Below are 18,879 nucleotides of genomic sequence, written 5' to 3' on the forward strand. Positions count from 1 at the left end.
GGGAGTCGTGCGCCTGTGGGTACAGGCGCATTATGCCTAGTGCTGCTGTGCAAGACACTCGCGCAATGCGTCTTGCCAGTGTGGCTGGCTGACGTGCCACTGTTGCTGCAAGCGGCTGCAATCGAGGCGTGAGCTCAACGGGCGCTTGGCGGGCGTCGGGTAGGCGCTGGAGGGGATCGCCTCCAGTTCGGCACAGGCTTTGCCCTCGGCGCGCAGGTGCTCGCCAATCGCCTGGGCGAAGCCGAACCACGACGTCTCCCCCTGGGCAGTCAGGTGATAGACGCCCCATTCCCCGGCCTTGCACGCCTGCCAACGCTCGATCAGTGCGCGGGTACTGCTGGCAATGGTCCCGGCCCACGTCGGCGCGCCGATCTGGTCGGCCACGATGCGCATCTGTGGTTTCTCTTGCAGCAGGCGCTGCATGGTCAGCAGGAAATTCTTGCCGTGGTTGGAGTAGACCCAACTGGTGCGCAGGATCAGGTATTGGCCGCCCACGGCCGCAATCGCCTGTTCGCCCGCCAGCTTGCTTTGGCCGTAGACGCTCAACGGGTTGGGCGTGTCGGCTTCGGTGTAGGGCGCAGCCTTGCTGCCGTCGAACACGTAGTCGGTGGAGTAGTGAATCAGCGGGATGCCCAGGGCCTTGGCTTCCTCTGCGAGGATGCCGGGGGCGGTGGCGTTGATGGCGAAGGCGATGTTCGCTTCGCTTTCGGCTTGATCGACCGCCGTGTGGGCGGCTGCGTTGATGATCAGACCGGGGCGATGGGCGCGTACGTGTTCGCGGATCTGTGCCGGGTTGGCCAGGTCCAGTGCGTTGCGGCCGAGCACAATCAGCTCGCCGAGGCTCTTAAGTTGCTGTTGCAGCGCCTGGGCGACCTGGCCGTGTTGGCCGGTGATGAGGATCTTCAAAGAGCTGGTCATGGGAACAGGTCGGCTTCCATCAAGCGTTTGCCGGCCTGGTCCTTGGCGGACAACTGCGGCGGCTCGCCAAGCTCCCAGTCGATGGCCAGCGTCGGGTCATTCCACAGGATGCTGCGCTCGGCGCTGGGTTGGTAGTAATCCGTGGTTTTGTAGAGGAACTCGGCGGTATCGCTCAGCACCACAAACCCGTGGGCAAACCCTTCCGGCACCCACAATTGACGATGGTTGTGCGCCGACAGGTGCACGCCGACCCACTGGCCGAAGTTTGGTGAACTGCGGCGGATATCCACGGCCACGTCCAGCACTTCACCGGCGGTGACGCGCACCAGTTTGCCCTGGGTGTGTTCCAGTTGGTAATGCAGCCCCCGCAATACGCCCTTTTGCGAGCGTGAATGGTTGTCCTGCACGAAGTTGCGCCTGAGCCCGGTAGCCTCTTCAAAGGTGCGGGCGTTGAAGCTTTCGTAGAAAAAACCGCGCTCGTCACCGAACACCTTGGGTTCGAGGATCAGTACGCCGGGCAGGATGGTTTCGACGACGTTCACCGGTTGTCACCCGCCAGCGAGTACAGGTATTGGCCGTAGCCGGTCTTGCCGAAGTATTTGGCGCGCTCCAGCAGGTGATCGCGGTCAATCCAGCCGTTCCCGTAGGCGATTTCTTCGAGGCACGCCACTTTGAGGCCCTGGCGGCGCTCGATGGTCTGCACGTACTGCGAGGCATCCAGCAAGCTGTCGTGGGTGCCGGTATCCAGCCAGGCGAAACCGCGTCCAAAGCGCTCCACCTGCAAGTCGCCGCGCTTGAGGTAGGCGTTGTTGACGTCGGTGATTTCCAGTTCGCCACGGGCGGAAGGTTTGACCGCTTTGGCGATCTCGATCACGTCGTTGTCGTAGAAATACAGGCCGGTGACCGCATAGCTGGATTTCGGTACGGCGGGTTTTTCTTCGATGGACAGGGCACGGCCTTCGCTGTCGAAGTCGATCACACCGAAGCGCTCCGGGTCTTTGACCCAGTAGCCAAACACGGTAGCGCCCTTGCCACGGGCCACGGCCGCATGCAGCTGCTCGCTGAAACGCTGGCCGTGGAAAATATTGTCGCCCAGGATCAGGCACACGGGGTTTTTGCCAATGAACGCTTCGCCAATCAGAAACGCTTGCGCCAGCCCATCCGGTGTCGGCTGCTCGGCGTAGCTGAACGTGACCCCGAACTGGCTGCCGTCGCCCAGCAGGTTGCGGTATTGCGGCAAGTCCGCCGGCGTGGAAATCACCAGGATCTCTTTGATGCCTGCCAGCATCAGCACCGAGATCGGGTAATAGATCATCGGTTTGTCATACACCGGCAACAGTTGCTTGGAGACGCCCAGGGTGATGGGGTGCAAACGCGTGCCGGAGCCACCGGCCAATACGATTCCTTTCATCATGCGATCAGATCCCTCATGTCGGTATTGCCCAATCGTTGGCCCTGATAACTGCCGTCCTGGACCCTGCGGCACCATTGCAGGTTATCGAGGTACCACTGCACGGTTTTGCGTAATCCGCTTTCAAAGGTTTCTTCGGGTGCCCAGCCCAGTTCGCGCTCGATCTTGCTGGCATCGATCGCATAGCGCTGATCGTGGCCGGGGCGGTCTTTTACGAACGTGATCAGGTCGGTGTATTGCTCCACGCCGGCTGGATGTTGCGGTGCCAGCTCCTCAAGCAGGGCGCAGATGCTGCGCACTACGTCGATGTTCTTCTGCTCGTTGTGGCCGCCGATATTGTAGGTTTCGCCCACGATGCCTTGTGTCACGACCTTTAGCAGGGCTCGGGCGTGGTCTTCGACAAACAGCCAGTCGCGCACTTGCAAACCATCACCATAGACCGGCAATGGCTTGCCCGCGAGTGCGTTGAGGATCACCAGCGGGATCAGCTTTTCCGGGAAGTGGAACGGCCCGTAGTTGTTGGAGCAGTTGGTCAATAGCACCGGCAGGCCGTACGTGCGTTGCCAGGCGCGGACCAAATGGTCGGACGCAGCTTTGCTGGCCGAGTAGGGCGAGCTGGGCGCGTAGGGCGTGGTTTCGGTGAACAAGTCGTCAACGCCATGCAGGTCGCCGTACACTTCGTCGGTCGAAATATGGTGGAAGCGAAAGGCGCTTTTGGCCGGTTCAGCGAGCGATTGCCAATAACCGCGGGCGGCTTCCAGCAGGCTGTAGGTGCCGACGATATTGGTCTGGATAAAGTCCGACGGGCCGTCAATCGAACGGTCGACATGGGACTCGGCGGCCAGGTGCATGATCGCCTGGGGCTCGAAGCGCGCGAGCACGGCGCTGACGGCAGCCTGATCGATGATATCGGCCTGGACGAACTCATAGCGGGTGTTCGACGCGATGCTGGTCAGCGACTCCAGGTTGCCGGCGTAGGTGAGTTTGTCCAGGTTGAGCACGTCGTGTTCGGTGTGTTGAATCAGGTGACGTACCAAAGCAGAACCGATAAAACCGGCGCCACCGGTGATGAGAATGCGCATGTCGGGGGCCCTTTTCCTTAGTCGGACATTTAGCGAGTGGAGCATAGCCTGTGTTGCGGCGCTGGGCAGGGCGGTCTGCGTGTGGGGGTTGCGTAAGCCCCCTGAACAATGGCGATATACACCTCTAAAAAAACCGAGACCACCCCCATGCTGCTCGCTACGTTGATCCACCGCGCCAGTCTACCCTGCCCGCAAGTAGGCCCCGATCAGGCGGCTCAACTGCTTGCGCAGCATTACGGCCTTACCGGCACGTTGCAGTCCTTGGGCAGCCAGCAAGACCTCAATTACAAAATCGACAGCGCTCGGGGGCGCTTTGTTCTGAAAATCTGCCGGAGCGACTACGCCGCCGTGGAGTTGCAGGCCCAGCACGCGGCCCTCAACACACTGCAGGGCGTGCGCGTGCCCAAGGTCATCAAGGCACTCTGCGGTGAAGAGCTGCTGACAGTTGCGGTCGATGGCCAAACCCTGCACCTGCGGCTGCTGGACTACATCGACGGGCAGCCGTTGACCCATCTGCCGCATGTGGGGCGCGATGTGATTGCAGGCTTTGGTGACCTGTGCGGTCGCATGAGCCTCGCATTGGCGGACTTCACCCACCCTGGCCTGGACCGCACCCTGCAATGGGACCCGCGCCATGCACGGGAACTGATCACCCACCTGCTGGCCACCCTGCACAACCTGCCCCACCGCGCTGCACTCGAGCAGGTCGCCGAGCAGGTAGAAAACCGCATCCGCCCCTTGGCTGACCGCTTGCCGTGGCAGGCCGTGCACATGGACATCACCGATGACAACGTGGTGTGGCAGCGCGATGCCCAGCGGCATTGGCAACTGCAGGGCGTGATCGACTTCGGCGACCTGGTGCACACCTGGCGTATTGCCGACCTGTCGGTGACGTGCGCCGCGCTGTTGCACCATGCCGAGGGCGACCCGTTTGCCATCCTGCCGGCGGTCCAGGCGTGCCACGCCGTTACCCCGTTGCAGCGCGAAGAATTGCAAGCGTTGTGGCCGTTGATCGTCGCCCGTGCGGCGGTGCTGGTATTGAGCAGCGAACAGCAGCAGCGCCTGGATCCGGATAACACCTACCTGTTGAAAAACGCCGAGCACGAGTGGGAAATTTTCCATGTGGCGACGTCGGTTTCGTTTGAGCTGATGGAGGCCGCGATACTCACCGGCGTCGGCGAGACGCTGGCGCCGATTGCCAGCCAGGACTTCGCGCCCTTGCTCCCCGGCCTGGTGGGGCGCGAGTTTGCGCTGATCGACTTGGGCGTGCTCAGCCCGCATTTCGAAGCAGGCAACTGGGAATCGCCCGGCATCGACCGCCGGTTATTGGATGAGGCCGCAACGGTGCATGGGCTGGCGGCCAGTCGGTATGGCCAGTACCGGTTGTCGCGCACCTGCCCGGACAGCGCCGCCGAGCCGCAGACTTTTGCGCTCCATGTAGAGCTGCATTTACCCCACGGCACGTTGCTGGAGGTGCCTTTCGCCGGGACGCTGCGCCAAGACGCCGACGGGTTTGTGAGTGTTCAGGGGGTCGAGCTGAGCGTGCGGTTGTGGGGCATAGACACCGTGTTGAAGCCAGGTTCGTTGCTGGTCAAAGGGCAGGTGCTTGGCGAGGTTCACGCGCCGCTGACCGTGCAGTTGTGCCGCGCCGACCTCGAACCGCCGCTGTTTTGCACGCCGTCCCGTGCATTGGCCTGGCAAGCCTTGTGCCCATCGCCCGCCACCTTGCTGGGGCTGGCCTGTGATGCCGAGCCGGAGCTGGACCCTCACGCCCTGCTGGCCCGTCGCGACGCCAGTTTCGCCCGTTCGCAGAAACACTATTACGTTGATCCGCCCCGCATCGAACGCGGCTGGCGCAATCACTTGATCGACATGCAGGGCCGGTCCTACCTGGACATGCTCAATAACGTCGCGGTGCTGGGCCACGGCCACCCACGCATGGCGGCGGTGGCGGCGCGGCAGTGGTCGCTGCTCAATACCAACTCGCGGTTCCACTATGCGGCGATTGCCGAGTTTTCCGAGCGCTTGCTGGCGCTGGCGCCGGCGGGCATGGACCGGGTGTTCCTGGTCAACAGTGGCACCGAGGCCAACGACCTGGCCATCCGTCTGGCCTGGGCGTTCAGCGGCGGGCGTGACATGTTGAGTGTGCTGGAGGCTTATCACGGCTGGTCGGTGGCGGCGGATGCCGTGTCCACCTCGATTGCCGACAACCCCCAGGCGCTGAGCAGCCGGCCGGATTGGGTGCACCCGGTGACCGCGCCGAATACCTATCGTGGTGAATTCCGTGGGCAGGACAGCGCGCCGGATTACGTAAGAAGCGTGGAACACAACCTGGCGAAAATTGCCGCGAGTAAGCGCCAATTGGCCGGTTTCATCTGTGAGCCGGTGTATGGCAATGCGGGGGGGATCTCTTTGCCGCCGGGCTATTTGCAGCAGGTGTATGGGTTGGTTCGCGCCCAGGGTGGCGTGTGCATCGCGGATGAAGTGCAAGTGGGCTACGGCCGCATGGGGCATTTTTTCTGGGGGTTCGAGGAGCAGGGCGTGGTGCCGGACATCATCACCATGGCCAAGGGCATGGGCAACGGCCAGCCCCTGGGTGCGGTGATCACTCGCCGCGAAATCGCCGAGGCGCTGGAGGCCGAAGGGTATTTCTTCTCATCGTCGGGCGGTAGCCCGGTCAGTTGCCGGGTGGGCATGGCGGTGCTGGACGTGATGGAAGAAGAAAAGCTGTGGGAAAACGCCCAAGAGGTGGGCGGGCATTTCAAGGCGCGGTTGGAAGCGCTTATTGATCGCCATCCGTTGGTGGGCGCGGTTCACGGTTCCGGTTTTTATCTGGGCCTGGAGTTGGTGCGCGATCGGCAAACCCTGGAGCCGGCGACCGCAGAGACCACGCTGCTGTGTGACCGCCTGCGCGAGTTGGGAATTTTCATGCAACCTACCGGTGACTACCTGAACATCCTCAAGATCAAGCCGCCGATGGTCACGTCTAAACGTAGCGTGGATTTTTTTGTCGACATGCTGTCCAAGGTGCTCGATGAACAATTGTAATTAATCGATTGTTATCGGTTATTTATTGTCATATTTATCGATCATGCTTTTTGATCGCTTTTAAAGCCGATTTTTATCCGTTATAAAGTCGGCCTTTGCCCCCATTCGGAGTCCAGAACGCCATGACCACCCTGCACAGCACACCCCGCGCCGACGGCTTCCACATGCCTGCCGAATGGGCACCACAGACCCAGGCCTGGATGATCTGGCCCGAGCGCCCGGATAACTGGCGCCTGGGCGGCAAGCCGGCGCAGGCGGCGCATGTGGCGGTGGCCAAGGCCATTGCGCGTTTTGAACCGGTGACCGTCGCGGTTTCCGCCGGCCAATACGAAAACGCCCGCGCCCGTCTGGACGTGCCGAATATCCGTGTGGTGGAGATGTCCAGCGATGACGCTTGGGTGCGCGACACCGGCCCGACGTTCGTGATCAACAACAGCGGCGAAGTGCGTGGCGTGAACTGGGATTTCAACGCCTGGGGCGGTTTTGACGGCGGCCTGTACGCGCCGTGGAACCGCGACTCGCAGGTGGGCGGCAAGATCCTCGAAATCGAGCGCTCGCCGCGTTACCGCACCGAAGGTTTTGTGCTGGAAGGCGGTTCGATCCACGTCGATGGCGAAGGCACCCTCATCACCACCGAAGAATGCCTGCTCAACCGCAATCGCAACCCGCACCTCGACCGCGCCGAGATTGAAGCGGTGCTCAGTGCCAACCTGGCTGTGGATAAGATCATCTGGCTGCCGGACGGCCTGTTCAACGACGAAACCGACGGCCATGTGGATAACTTCTGCTGCTACGTGCGCCCGGGCGAAGTGCTGCTGGCCTGGACCGACGACCCGCAAGACCCGAACTACGCACGCTGCCACGCGGCCATGGACGTGCTGCAAAGCAATACCGACGCCCAGGGACGCCCGTTTACAGTGCATAAAATGCCGATTCCGGGGCCGTTGCACGCTACTGAAGAAGAATGCGCAGGCGTCGACCCGGTGGACGGCACCCAGGAGCGTAATCCGAGCGTGCGGTTGGCCGGTTCCTACGTGAACTTCCTGATCGTCAACGGTGGCATCATCGCGCCAAGTTTCGACGACCCGTTGGACAGCGAAGCCAAGGCCATCCTGCAGAACCTGTTCCCGCAGCACGAAGTGGTGATGGTGCCCGGTCGTGAACTGTTACTGGGCGGCGGCAATATCCACTGCCTGACCCAACAACAGCCTGCCCCGCACAAAAACTGAGTGCAGTTGTAACAGCGCCTTTCCAGCGACCGGTTGCTACTCGACGTCAGCGCCTACAGCAAGCCCGCGGCCCAGCAAGGCCTCGGGCTTTTTTGTGTGCACATGCCTATAAACACGCGACGTTGGCATAGCTCTTGTATCGGTGTTGCCACAGTGGCCCAAGGTAATGACTGCACAGTTCTGTCATAAACCTTGAGTAAGTTAGCCGCTCAAGCAGTAGGAGAGAGCGCTGAAATGAACGCCGATATCAACCCGATCCACACGCGCACCTTCCACCCTTTACGGGTTAACAACGACACGATTCATGCGCTGGGGCACTGGTTGAAGGAACACGGCTCGCGGCAGGCCCGGCAGCAGCCAGATCTGCGCAGCGTGATGAAGGAACGTTACCCGGTGGGGTTGTTCAGTGAGGATGAACTGCACGCCCTGTGTGAGTTGATGTGTAGCTGAAGCGCAGATACCGCCTTATCCAGCACCACACAACCCCCCGTAGCAGCTGCCGAGCGCAAGCGACGCTGCGTCGGCCGCGCCTCGAGCTTGAATCGGCAGTGCGCCTGACGCAGCGTCGCTTGCGCTCGACAGCTGCTACGGGGTTGCGTGATAACTAGAAACTGTAAGTGCCCGTCACCACCAGGTTACGCGGCTCCCCCGGTTGAATCTGCGCCACGCTGGTTGCCGATTCGTAGTAAGTCTTATCGGCGATGTTGTTCAGCGCCGCGCGCACATCCCATTCCTTGTGACGGAACCCGACCAGCGCATCCCAACTGCCATAACCCGGCAGGACCACGGTGTTGAGGTTGTCGGCATAACGATCGCCCACCAGTGTCAGGCCGGTTTCTGCGTACCAGCCCATTTGCGGTTTCCAGGTGATAAACAGGCTGGCGTTGCGCTTGGCCACGTCGCTGACGCGCTTGCCTTCAAAGCCGTTGTTGTCTTTCTCGACCGTTGCGTCCTGCAGGCCTACGCCGCCGCGCACATACCAGTTGCCGACGATCTTGCCGGTGGCCGTCAGCTCTACGCCACGCGAGCGTTGCAGGCCGCTGAGCAGGGTGATGGTGCGGTCCAGCGGGTCGGCGGTGCGACGGTTGTAGAGTTCCAGTTCGTACAGCGCCAGGGTGGTGCTCAGGCGTTCGTCGAGCCAGTCGCTTTTTACGCCGATTTCTTTCTGCTTGGTCAGCTCGGGGCTCAGCTCGTTGACGCTGCCGGCGGCGTTCGGGGTGATGCCGATCAGGCCGCCACCCGCCGGGGAAAAGGTCTTGCTCCACGAGGCGTAGAACGAGTGGTGCTCCAGGGGCGTCCACACCAGGCCAAAACGTGGGCTGGCCTTGCGGCTGTCGACCTCCTGCTGCACGTTGAGCACCTTGTTTTTGGTGCTCACTTCAAATACGTCGTACCGCACGCCGGCCAGTACCTGCCATTGATCATTCAGGCGCAGTTGGTCCTGGACGTAAATGGCGCGGCTTTCGACTTCGGTGTGGTTGTTGCTCGACACGCTCATGCGTCCGGTGTGGCTCAGATGACGATTCGGCTGGTTGAGGTCAAGCGCCGGTACGCTCAGGCCAGCACTGTACAGCTTCGGGTCGCGACGTTGACTGCCCAGCTCAACGCCGGTGAGCAGGCGATGTTCCAGGCCGTAGGTGCTGAAGCTACCTTCGAGCTCAACGTTGTTGAAAATGTTGAGGGTGGTCAGGTCCTGTTGCCAGCGTTGGCGCGTCACGCGGTTGTTCACCCGGTTGTAGCCGGTTTGGTAGGTGTTGTCGAAATCGCTGTCGAGCTTGAACACGCCGAGGGTCTGGCGCAGTTGCCAGTTGTCGTTGAGTTCGTAGGCCAGCTTGGAGCGCAGTGACTGGGTTTTGTCGTCGATATAGTCGCGACTGTCGCCATAGGTAGTGCTGCGGCTCACGTCCGCCGGGCGCCCGTTGACGCCGGGGACGCCACGATCCGGCGTGCGGTTGTAGCGGCTGTATTCGTATTGCACCAGCCAGTTCAGGTCAGGCGTGAGCTGCCAGCTCATGGACGGCGCAAACAGTTGGCGACTGCCGCTGACATCGTCGCGAAAGCTGTTGTTGTCCTGGTTGCCCATGTTCAGGCGCAGGCTGATGTTATCGGTGGGGTCGGTGCTCAGGTCGGCATACAGGCTGCGCATATCGTTGCTGCCGCCCTGGGCCTCGATGCTCGACTTATGCCCGGCCGTGGGCAGCTTGCTTACGCGGTTGACGATCCCTCCCTGACCGCCTCGCCCGTAAAGTACGGCTGCCGGGCCTTTGAGCACTTCAATGCGCTCGATGTTATGCAGGTCGCGCACGTACTGGCTGTCGTCGCGAATGCCGTCCAGGTAGAAGTCATTGCTCGCGTCGAAACCACGGATACGCAAACTGTCGAAGCGCGTATCGGCGCCGCTGCTGACGTTGGGGATGCCGCTCAAGGCCTGGCCCAGATCGTTGGTGCCGTAGGACCGCAGGCTTTCGGTCTTCACCGAGTCGATGGCCTGGGGTACATATCGCACCGGCGTGGCGGTGCGGGTGGCGGTGCTGGTTTCCTTGATGCGCGGGTCGTCTTCGTCCGCTTCGGCGCTGATCGAGGTTTCGGGCAAGGTGGTGGCCGCACAGGCAAAACCGGCAGACAGCAGAACAGAGAGCCCAAGGGTCATGGGCGTCAGGCGAGGGGCAGGCATGGGGAAATGTATCCAAAGTGTTTGGGAGGAAAAGCACGTTAATGTTAATGCTTTGCATTTGCGCGCGTTATCCATTACCAAACGTATCGACTTTGAAATATGTTACAGGATATGTTTTCGGGGTCGGTTGAGGCGGATTAATGTCGCTTTCAGAAATGTCCTATGCCTTCGCTTAGAACAATTACGCCTAAATACAGACGATTCGCGAAATTGACACATAGTTCAACGCACGACTAGGATTGCGCCCAACGCCTGTGGCTAACAGCCATGACTCATCCAATAAGAAAAGGCCCGCGGCCTGTTCAGTCGTCCGCGGGCCTTCTTTTTTGGAATAAGCAGACACCAGAAAGCGACATGGAGCCTGGTGTCACAGCGCGTACTCAACCAGAAATAAGGAATACAAGAAAATGTTGAAGCAACGGATGAGTCTGATCGCTCTGGGGATTTTGAGCGCATCGGCAGCAATGGCAAACGACCAGGAGCAATCCAAGGGTTTCGTTGAAGATAGCCACTTGAATATTGCGGCACGTAACGCTTACATCAGCCGCGACTACAAAAACCATAACCAGGACAAAGCTGAATGGGGCCAAGGCTTCATCGGTAAGTTCGAGTCCGGCTTCACCCAAGGCACCGTCGGTGTGGGTGTGGACGTGCTGGGCCAATACGCTATCCGTCTGGACGGTGGTAAAGGTCGCAGTGGCGGTGGCGGTATCGACTTCTTCAAGAAAGGCGACAGCGGTTCGGCAGCCAACGACCTGGCCAAAGGTGGCGCAGCCGTCAAGGCGCGTATCTCCAACACCGTACTCAAATACGGTCAGCAACTGCCAGCCGTGCCAGTCCTGAGCTACGACAGCGGCCGTCTGCTGGCGGAAACCTACGAGGGTACCTCGATTGTTTCCAAGGAGATCGCAGGCCTGCAATTGGACGCGGGTCACTTCACCAAGCAGGGCCGCAAGAGCGCTGAAGGCAGCGACAGCGGCGACCTGAAGAGCATCAACTACCTCGGCGGTAGCTACAAATTCACCGAAAGCCTGTCCGCTGCGCTGTACGCATCCGACATGCAGGACGTGCTGAAGAAGCAATACGTCAACGTGAACTACGTACTGGCCCTGCCAGAAAAACAATCGTTGACCTTTGACTTCAACGGCTACAAAACCAAGCTGGACAAGAGCTTCGCCCAGCTGACCCAGGGTGATGAAGACGCCCGCGACAACAAAATCTGGAGCCTGGGCGCTACATGGGCCGTTGGCCCGCACAGCTTCACCGTCGCTCACCAGCGCAGCACCGGTGACACCGGCTACCTGTACAGCGGCTACCACCAGAACAACAAGAACAGCGGGATCGGCGACGGTGGTAACACTATCCTGCTGGCCAACTCCTACTGGTCTGACTTCAACGGCAAGGACGAGCGCTCCTGGCAAGTGGGCTACGGCCTGGACTTCAGCGCCTTCGGCGTACCTGGCTTGAGCTACAACGTTGCATACGTACGTGGTACCAACATTGACGATGGTTCCAACCGCGGCAATGGTACAGAGCGTGAAATCTTCAACCAGTTCAAATACGTCGTTCAGAGCGGCCCGGCCAAAGACCTGAGCCTGCGTGCTCGCGCCTCGTGGTTGCGCGTTTCCGACAACGCCAGCAACTACAACATTGGCGGTAACGAACTGCGTCTGTTCGCCGACTACCCGATCAATGTTTTCTAAGTGATCGCACGTCGCGCCTGATGCCAGGCGATAAAAAACCCCGACTGGTTCGGGGTTTTTTTATGGGCGCCGATCAGTCCTCGCGGTTCTGCAAAATCTTGCGTGCCAGCGCTGCATTTTTGTAGTCGAGCATCAAGGACAGCCCCTCATAGGGCTCGATTTTTTTATTGTCGATACACAGTTGTGCCATGAGCAGCAGCACCTGGCGTTTCTTCTTGTTGACCCGCACGCCGGGTACGCCGAACGCCGTTTTGCGCATTGCAGGTAATGGCGCCTCGGGCGTCAGTTGAACGGTGACCCAGATGCCCTGCACGAATTGCAGGGTGATCTCTTCTATATGTTCGATGGGCAACGGTTGCGCCAGGTTATTGAACACAAAATGCTCCGGCGTCAGGCGCAACGCGGTCTGCGGCGCGCGCTTGAATCGACGGATGCCCAGCCACAGAAGCCCCAGCCCGATGACACCCAGGCACGCGCCTGCGCCGAATGCCGACAGCGGCGTGCCTTTCAAGCGCTCCGGGGCGAGCAAAACCCGGCTCAGGATAAACAGCCCACCCAGCACAAAGGGCAGCCCCGACAGTGCCATCAACGCGCCGCGCCATGCGCTGCCTTCATGCAATGCACGCTCGCCCTCGGCCGACGCGGCCAGGGTTTCCAGCAGGTGGGTGTGTGCGGTGTTTTCCGACACGGCCACTTCCATCACATCGCCAGTCAGTTGCTCGCGCAGTGCCTGTGGTGCGCTGAAGCAGGCATCGAGCTGCGCATTCGCCGCGTCGCTCTCCACTGCACGGGTGGCGCTGTGCAGGGCATCGTCCAGCGACACGTTCAGCGCCTGTAGGCGTTCGCCATTGGACGGGTGGGAATCGGTCGGGTGCGGTTGATGAATCGCCAAGGCTTCGGGCGGCAATTCCAATGGGCACTCACGCAAGGTGTTGAACACAGCGTCGGGCAGATCTGCAGTCGACCCTGCATCACACAACGCCAGCAACGAGTCCTCAACGTGCGGCTGCAACACCGATACCCGCAACAACGCCGAGGCCGCTGGTACACGGCCTACCAGCCGCGCACCGGCAGCATCCGCCAGCAATTCGCGCTCACGGCTCCAGTGGTTCACCGCGCCATCAAAGCGCTGCATGAAAAACACACCGAACATGAACGACGGCCGCATCAGCCGCCCCTGGATAAAATCGCTGGCCAGCATCGTGTTCAACAGCGCCTCCAGGCTGCGATTGACCCCCTCGTAGATCGGCAAAAAGCGCAGGCTGTAGTCCGTGTCCTGCCCTGCAAAATGCGCCAGCTCATGGCCGATCACCGCGCCGACTTCCTCGTGGCTCAACAGGCCCAGGTACAACAGCGGCACATGCAAAGTGCGCCCGTGCAGCGCCGTGTTTGCCGGCTGCACAGTGGCCGCGCTGGACGTCACATAAAAGCCTTGGGCCAGGCTCACCACAATGTGGTCCGGCGGCAGCGCGCCGAGTTTGCCCGCCAGTTCATCCACATGGCGCCACAACCCCGGCGCCTGCTCCGGCGTCACCGCCTGCCCAAACATTTCAAGCGGCTCGGGCGTGAACATCCCCAGCATATGACGCAACTGTTTAAGCAACTGCCAGATCGAATACAGGCAAAACGCCGCAATCACCCCCAGCACCGCCATCAGCTTGACCTCGCCACTGCCCAACCGGCCGATATGCCACAGCGCCAGGCCTTCATAGCTCAACGCCAACGCGACCGCCGCTGCCATTGCCACCACATGGCTCACCAGCACGTAAGGCAACAAACGGCTGCCCAGGGCGAACGCGTGCAACAACTTTTCCCGCGACTGCTGCGCGCGGCGCCCTGCCCAGTGCGTGCCCGCCAGCGCGGCCACGCCGATCAATGCCGCCAACAGACCCAGGCCGATGACCCACGGTGCTAGGGCACGCATCACACGGTTTACACGGTGGGCGGTGGGCAGCTCGGATTCGATTTTTTCCAGGCGGGAGAGGGCGAGTTGCACACTGATATTTTCATCGACCAGGTCGACGATAGCTGCCGGGTCTTTGGCTGCCAGGGCTTGGAGTTGCTGTTTAGCGATGCCCACGGTGATGTGGTAATCGATCATGGTGGTGGTGGTTTCATCAGCACGCTGACGCTCCCAGCCACCGAGAGCGGCCAGCAGCAGCGGGAAAACGATAAGGAGGAATATCAGCTTCAGGGCGTTCATGGGAGTCCGTTCACGACGCGGAGGGTATTCAGGTTTATACCGAAAAAAGCGCCCCTGGGTATCTACACCACTCTCAAATGCGGGCACACCACTCTGTGGTGAGCGGGCTTGCCCCGCGCCGGGCTGCGCAGCAGCCCCAATAAAGACACTGAGATTTTTCTGTTAAAACTAAGCGCCTGGTTTTGGGGCCGCTTCACAGCCCTACTTACAGCACGGTATTCCCAGGCGACTCCAACACCTTCACCACATCATCAATCACCGCCTTGCTCATCTCCTGCAAATAATGCGACGCCCAGGCATAACGGTCCGTCTCCTTCGTCATCGCCGCATCTTCGGCGAGCAGCTTGGCAACGTGTGGCAAATCGCAAACGTGGTGCAACGCTTCATGCAGGGAAACACCGCTGTTGACGCGCAACAGAGGTTGGCCGGAGTGAAAGGAGAAGGGGGTGACGCCGAGGGTGGTTAACGCGGACGGAGGTGTAGCGTTCATTGGTAAAACTCCCGTATTGAGTGAGAGCTACCACGTTTGCTATCGGGGCGAACACGAATCGTATGGAGAAACCGCCGCAATTCTAGAGGCGGCGACTGAGATTGGAACGCAGCTTACCAAGCCTCAGTTGAAGGGTTGGCAGCGCCTGAAGAGGGGGTTCAAATATTGAGTGTGGACGTTTTGTGGACGTTTTGACGAAAGCCGCTATTCAAATCTCCAGCTTTTTCCAAACCCAAGAAACCACAAAGCCCCGCATTGCGGGGCTTTGAGAGATGGTGCGGCACCAGGAGTCGAATAGCATCCTAATACTATGAAAGTACAAGATTTTTTTTAGAAAAATATAGTTGCTACCTCTAAAAATACCCTTCTGTAATGATAGCTATTTTTAGTGAGTGAAAATATTTTTGTTTAGGGAAGAGTGGTTAATGAATGGAAACGTAGTTCTTTAGTGAATGTATCGATCAGCTTTCTATAGATGCAGATTTTTTAGTATATAGAAAAAAATAGCGAAAAATTGTCAATTGCACTAGAATTGACATGGCCATTAGCCATTTTATGGACTTGTGATCGTAATGGTATATATCTAAAGCGGAAGGGATAGCCATCTGATGTTCATTACAAAATTGGGCCCATTCAATGGCGATACATGGGAGAATTTATGCCAGTTAGTTTTCAAGAGTAAGCATGGAATTGATGGCTATCAGGAGATGCCAGCTTCGCCAGGAGACTTCGGTATAGAAGGCTATACAATTAATACCGGACGTGCATTCCAGTGCTACTGTCCTGATAGGATTTATACTCAACAAGTATTGCTAGACAAGCAAAAACGAAAAATCACTGATGATGTAAACAAGTTGAAGAAGTTTCAACTTGAGCTCAAAGGCCGTCTAGGAGGTACGCAGATAAAAGAGTGGTGCTTTGTATCTCCTGAAATCAATCATCACAACCTGCTTTCCCACGCTAAAGTTAAAGAAGTTGAGGCGCGTGACTGGGGTCTCGATATATTGCATCCTAATTTCACAATACATTTGCATGATGCGGATTTTTACCTTCGCGAAATAAATGAGCAGCGCAGTTTGAATGGAGTAGCTATCAGTTTTGGAAACCAGGTGACTTCTCTACCGCTACTCGACTCTGACCCTGAACTGTATGAGCAACACCTCTTAAGAAAGTCTGCACTTCGATTAGTTGAGAAAATGGATCCTCCATCAGAAAAGCTAGTTGGTCGGTTATATAATTTTACGCTGCAAACCTTTCTAGAACATGATAATTACTTTAACGCTTTAAATGCCGCTTCCCCCACAATTTATTTTAGACTTGTAAGGTTGTTGTCTGTTTTTGAGCAGGATGTAAAGGAGTGGGCGTTTACTTGGTCGGGGACCGCTGAATCACTTATCGAAAAAGTTACCGATAAGTTGGCGGAAAGGATCGTCTCTGAGTTACGGCCGGGCGTAGATCATACTCTCGCGAGCGAAATAACTAGGCATACAGTTGCACGTTGGCTCGCCGCTTGTGAATTAGACTTTGAGTAACTAGTCATGATGAAATTAAAGTTCACGCAGCGACCCATGCCTGTACTTGCTGAGCATAGAACATTATATAAAATCTCGCAGATACTCCTTGTTTTACATCTTTGCGGTCGCGCGGAAAAATGTAGTTTGCTTAAACTTCATTTGTTTAACTGGGCATTGAAGTCAGAAAGAAGATTGGCTAGTCTAAAAGAAGCTTCTCGTAAAGGAGTGTTAACTTTACCTGTTTGGGGGTTCGATCCTGCTTTGGCAATAGCTTTGAAATTTGCTGTAGAGGATCAACTAGTTACTGCTTTGTCGACCGGGGTGGAAATATCTGTCAAGGGACAAGATTTTTTGAGCTTTTTGCTTAAAGATAAAGATCTTTTATCTCCAGAAAAAACGTCCTTAAGAATAATTGGAAAAGGGATTTCAGAAAAAATGGTTGATTCAGTGGCGAAAGGATGGGATGCCTTATGATTATTAGGGCATTAAAGCTTAAGATTACTACTCAAGAAGGTGATTTTGGTTTTTTTCTTGAGTTTGATCGCGCGCTGACAATCATAAAAGGATCAAACTCATCTGGGAAGAGTACTGTATTTAACAGTATCCTATATTCACTTGGCATGGAGGAATTGATTGGTGGTAAAAATCAGTCATCACTGCCATATGCAGTTAAAGACTACTTTGAATATGACGACAAAAAAATACCAATAACACAGTCAGAGGTTTATTTAGAGGTTGAAAATAAGCTGGGGGATGTTCGAACGTTTCGTCGTGCTATTACGGATCAGACACGAAATGCTAAGTTGGTGGAGGTGTTGGATGGGGCTTTCCTCACTGGAAAATTACCGTTGCAATCATCTTTCAAATATCTCCACGATGGTGGAAGTGCAATTTATGAAGAGGGCTTTCATAATTTTCTGGAGAAGTTTTTAGGTTTCAATCTGCCGCAAGTGCAAAACTCTTCGGGTAAACAGGTTAAGTTATATCTCCAGGCGATTTTTGCCGCTCTTGCGGTTGAACAAAAAAGGGGCTGGACTGACTATATTGCAAACATACCGCACTATGGAATTCGCGATGTGCGGGTGAAGGTAGTTGAGTTTTTGTTAGGTCTGAATGTATTTGAGGCTGATGCGAAACGAAGTGAGCTTAATTATGAGTCAGTTGAGATAGATAATGCTTGGAATGACTCATATAAAGAGCTGCTTCGCGAATCAAGAGCGGCTGGTGAAGGGATAGAGATTCAAGGGGTGCCGTTACGAGTAACTTCGGCGCTTGATTCGGATAATATAGCTGTTTATAAGCGAGTGGGGCAAACTAAGTTCTCTCTTTCCGACTACATAAGCCAGCTCCGTGCTGATTATGAAAGGCAAGAGCTCGAAATGAATAAGCTTAAAGATGGTGTAAGTCCAGAGGTTGTATCGGCAATAGATGTAAATAGCGCAGAGCTCAATAGGCTAGTAGGGCTTTATGAAATTAGCGTGAGCACCTTAGCTATCCATCGTTCATCCTTAGCTACCAACAAACAGTTAGCTGAGCAGGCGAGTGAGGAGTTGCTTAGAAATAAGTCCACCTTGAAATTGCAAAAATTTGGAGCGGAGCAGGGGCTCTATATAGCCAAAGAACAATGCCCCACCTGTTTTCAATATGTAGACGACTCTCTGACCGGCGGTGGCGTACTCACCTCTAAAATGAGTATTGAAACAAATATCGATTATCTTGATAGCCAATTGAAAATGTTAGAGCGTCAACAGCAAGGGATAAGGTTGACTATTCAAAATCTAGAAGAAGAAGGGGAAGGTATACGTCAACGGATTGCGAAATCTAGGTCAATATTGGCAGCATTGCGCTCTGATGTAACAAGTGGAACCGCCGGCACTCGAACTCTGTTAAGAAAACAGATGCATCTTGAGTCTGAAATCGAAAAAATTAATGGCTTCGATACGAAGTTTGATGAGCTAAAAAAACGTTTTGGTTCTTTATCTCTTCAGCTAAAAAACAACCAAGACCAGCGTTTGTTTTTACCTAAAGAACATTACTCGGAGCAGGATACTAAGACTCTAAACTTGTTTGGGAAAATGTTCAGAGCAAATGTTGGAACCTTTGATTATCACAGTGCCCCTGTAGGAGATATTGAACTAGATTTTGATAGCCTGTTACCATTCTTATCACGTATAGAGCTCCGGGTTATTAGAGAAAAGAACTCGGAGTCCGAAAAGGCTATCCATCAGTATAGAAGTAATAAAAATCAAAACAGCATGGCAGCAGACTCCAGTGCAAGTGATTTTGTACGATTGATTTGGGCATACCTGATAGCTATCCATCAAACCTCGGCACATCCAACGATCAAAGCCAATCACCCCGGTTTCATTTTATTTGATGAGCCTGGACAGCACTCAATGGCCACTAAGAGCCAGCATGCTCTTCTCCAAATGCTTTCTTCATCCACAGGTTTGCAAAGTATTGTTGCAGCATCATTCGATGATTCCGAGCCGGTTTTTAAAGAGTCTACCGAGGGCGTTAAATTTAAGTTGATTCAGCTAGGTGAAAAGTCTATCGGTCCATTATAAACAATGGAAGTATTGACTTTGTTAGCCTCTGGTTAAAATA

Annotated in this window: 14 protein-coding genes; 7 read left to right on the plus strand and 7 right to left on the minus strand. The window is 56.5% G+C overall.

Features of this window, described 5'->3' with window-relative positions:
- Positions 1–36: 36 nt before the first annotated feature.
- From rfbD to rfbB, 4 genes are read right to left on the minus strand one after another with little or no spacing between them, the layout of a single operon-like run.
- Positions 37–918, minus strand: a complete 882-nt coding sequence (gene rfbD, locus PspS35_RS01330) for a dTDP-4-dehydrorhamnose reductase (protein ID WP_159932451.1) — start codon at positions 916–918, stop codon at positions 37–39.
- A complete protein-coding gene (gene rfbC, locus PspS35_RS01335) occupies positions 915–1,460 on the minus strand; it encodes a dTDP-4-dehydrorhamnose 3,5-epimerase (RefSeq protein WP_159932452.1) in 546 nt (181 codons plus the stop codon). The genes rfbD and rfbC overlap by 4 nt, the downstream gene beginning before the upstream one ends.
- On the minus strand, positions 1,457–2,332 hold the full coding sequence (gene rfbA / locus PspS35_RS01340) for a glucose-1-phosphate thymidylyltransferase RfbA (RefSeq protein ID WP_159932453.1): 876 nt from the start codon (positions 2,330–2,332) through the stop codon (positions 1,457–1,459). Before rfbA ends, rfbC begins: the two co-directional genes overlap by 4 nt.
- Positions 2,329–3,411: a dTDP-glucose 4,6-dehydratase gene (rfbB, locus tag PspS35_RS01345; RefSeq protein WP_159932454.1), complete on the minus strand. Its 1,083-nt coding sequence runs from the start codon at positions 3,409–3,411 to the stop codon at positions 2,329–2,331. The genes rfbA and rfbB overlap by 4 nt, the downstream gene beginning before the upstream one ends.
- Before the next feature lie 147 nt (positions 3,412–3,558).
- Here rfbB and PspS35_RS01350 point away from each other — a divergent pair, with 147 nt between their 5' ends.
- The 3 genes from PspS35_RS01350 to PspS35_RS01360 all read left to right on the plus strand — a co-directional run bounded on the left by PspS35_RS01350 (position 3,559) and on the right by PspS35_RS01360 (position 8,138).
- Complete coding sequence (locus PspS35_RS01350) at positions 3,559–6,459, plus strand: aminotransferase (protein ID WP_159932455.1); 2,901 nt, start codon at positions 3,559–3,561, stop codon at positions 6,457–6,459.
- 122 nt (positions 6,460–6,581) lie between these two features.
- Positions 6,582–7,688, plus strand: a complete 1,107-nt coding sequence (gene aguA, locus PspS35_RS01355) for an agmatine deiminase (protein WP_159932456.1) — start codon at positions 6,582–6,584, stop codon at positions 7,686–7,688.
- Positions 7,689–7,922: 234 nt separating this feature from the next.
- On the plus strand, positions 7,923–8,138 hold the full coding sequence (locus tag PspS35_RS01360) for a hypothetical protein (RefSeq protein ID WP_159932457.1): 216 nt from the start codon (positions 7,923–7,925) through the stop codon (positions 8,136–8,138).
- Between the two features lie 154 nt (positions 8,139–8,292).
- Here PspS35_RS01360 and PspS35_RS01365 read toward each other — a convergent pair whose 3' ends face one another.
- Positions 8,293–10,362: a TonB-dependent siderophore receptor gene (locus tag PspS35_RS01365; RefSeq protein WP_159932458.1), complete on the minus strand. Its 2,070-nt coding sequence runs from the start codon at positions 10,360–10,362 to the stop codon at positions 8,293–8,295.
- A 407-nt stretch (positions 10,363–10,769) separates the two neighbouring features.
- Between PspS35_RS01365 and PspS35_RS01370 the strand changes: the two genes are divergently transcribed.
- A complete protein-coding gene (locus tag PspS35_RS01370; protein WP_159932459.1) occupies positions 10,770–12,065 on the plus strand; it encodes an OprD family porin in 1,296 nt (431 codons plus the stop codon).
- A 73-nt stretch (positions 12,066–12,138) separates the two neighbouring features.
- On the opposite strand, the gene PspS35_RS01375 is transcribed toward PspS35_RS01370, so the two are convergent.
- Both PspS35_RS01375 and PspS35_RS01380 read right to left on the minus strand, forming a co-directional pair.
- Entirely contained in the window at positions 12,139–14,268 is a 2,130-nt protein-coding gene (locus PspS35_RS01375) for a M48 family metallopeptidase (RefSeq protein ID WP_159932460.1), read from the minus strand.
- Between the two features lie 205 nt (positions 14,269–14,473).
- On the minus strand, positions 14,474–14,758 hold the full coding sequence (locus PspS35_RS01380) for a DUF3077 domain-containing protein (RefSeq protein WP_159932461.1): 285 nt from the start codon (positions 14,756–14,758) through the stop codon (positions 14,474–14,476).
- Between the two features lie 608 nt (positions 14,759–15,366).
- Between PspS35_RS01380 and PspS35_RS01385 the strand changes: the two genes are divergently transcribed.
- The 3 genes from PspS35_RS01385 to PspS35_RS01395 are packed head-to-tail and all read left to right on the plus strand — an operon-like array spanning position 15,367 to position 18,839.
- Positions 15,367–16,290, plus strand: coding sequence for a hypothetical protein (locus PspS35_RS01385; RefSeq protein ID WP_008435726.1), 924 nt, complete (start codon positions 15,367–15,369; stop codon positions 16,288–16,290).
- Positions 16,291–16,326: 36 nt separating this feature from the next.
- Entirely contained in the window at positions 16,327–16,746 is a 420-nt protein-coding gene (locus tag PspS35_RS01390) for a hypothetical protein (protein WP_238785964.1), read from the plus strand.
- Positions 16,743–18,839, plus strand: coding sequence for a hypothetical protein (locus PspS35_RS01395; RefSeq protein ID WP_159932463.1), 2,097 nt, complete (start codon positions 16,743–16,745; stop codon positions 18,837–18,839). Before PspS35_RS01390 ends, PspS35_RS01395 begins: the two co-directional genes overlap by 4 nt.
- Positions 18,840–18,879 lie beyond the last annotated feature (40 nt).

The sequence above is a fragment of the Pseudomonas sp. S35 genome (genome assembly GCF_009866765.1).
Classification (GTDB): domain Bacteria; phylum Pseudomonadota; class Gammaproteobacteria; order Pseudomonadales; family Pseudomonadaceae; genus Aquipseudomonas.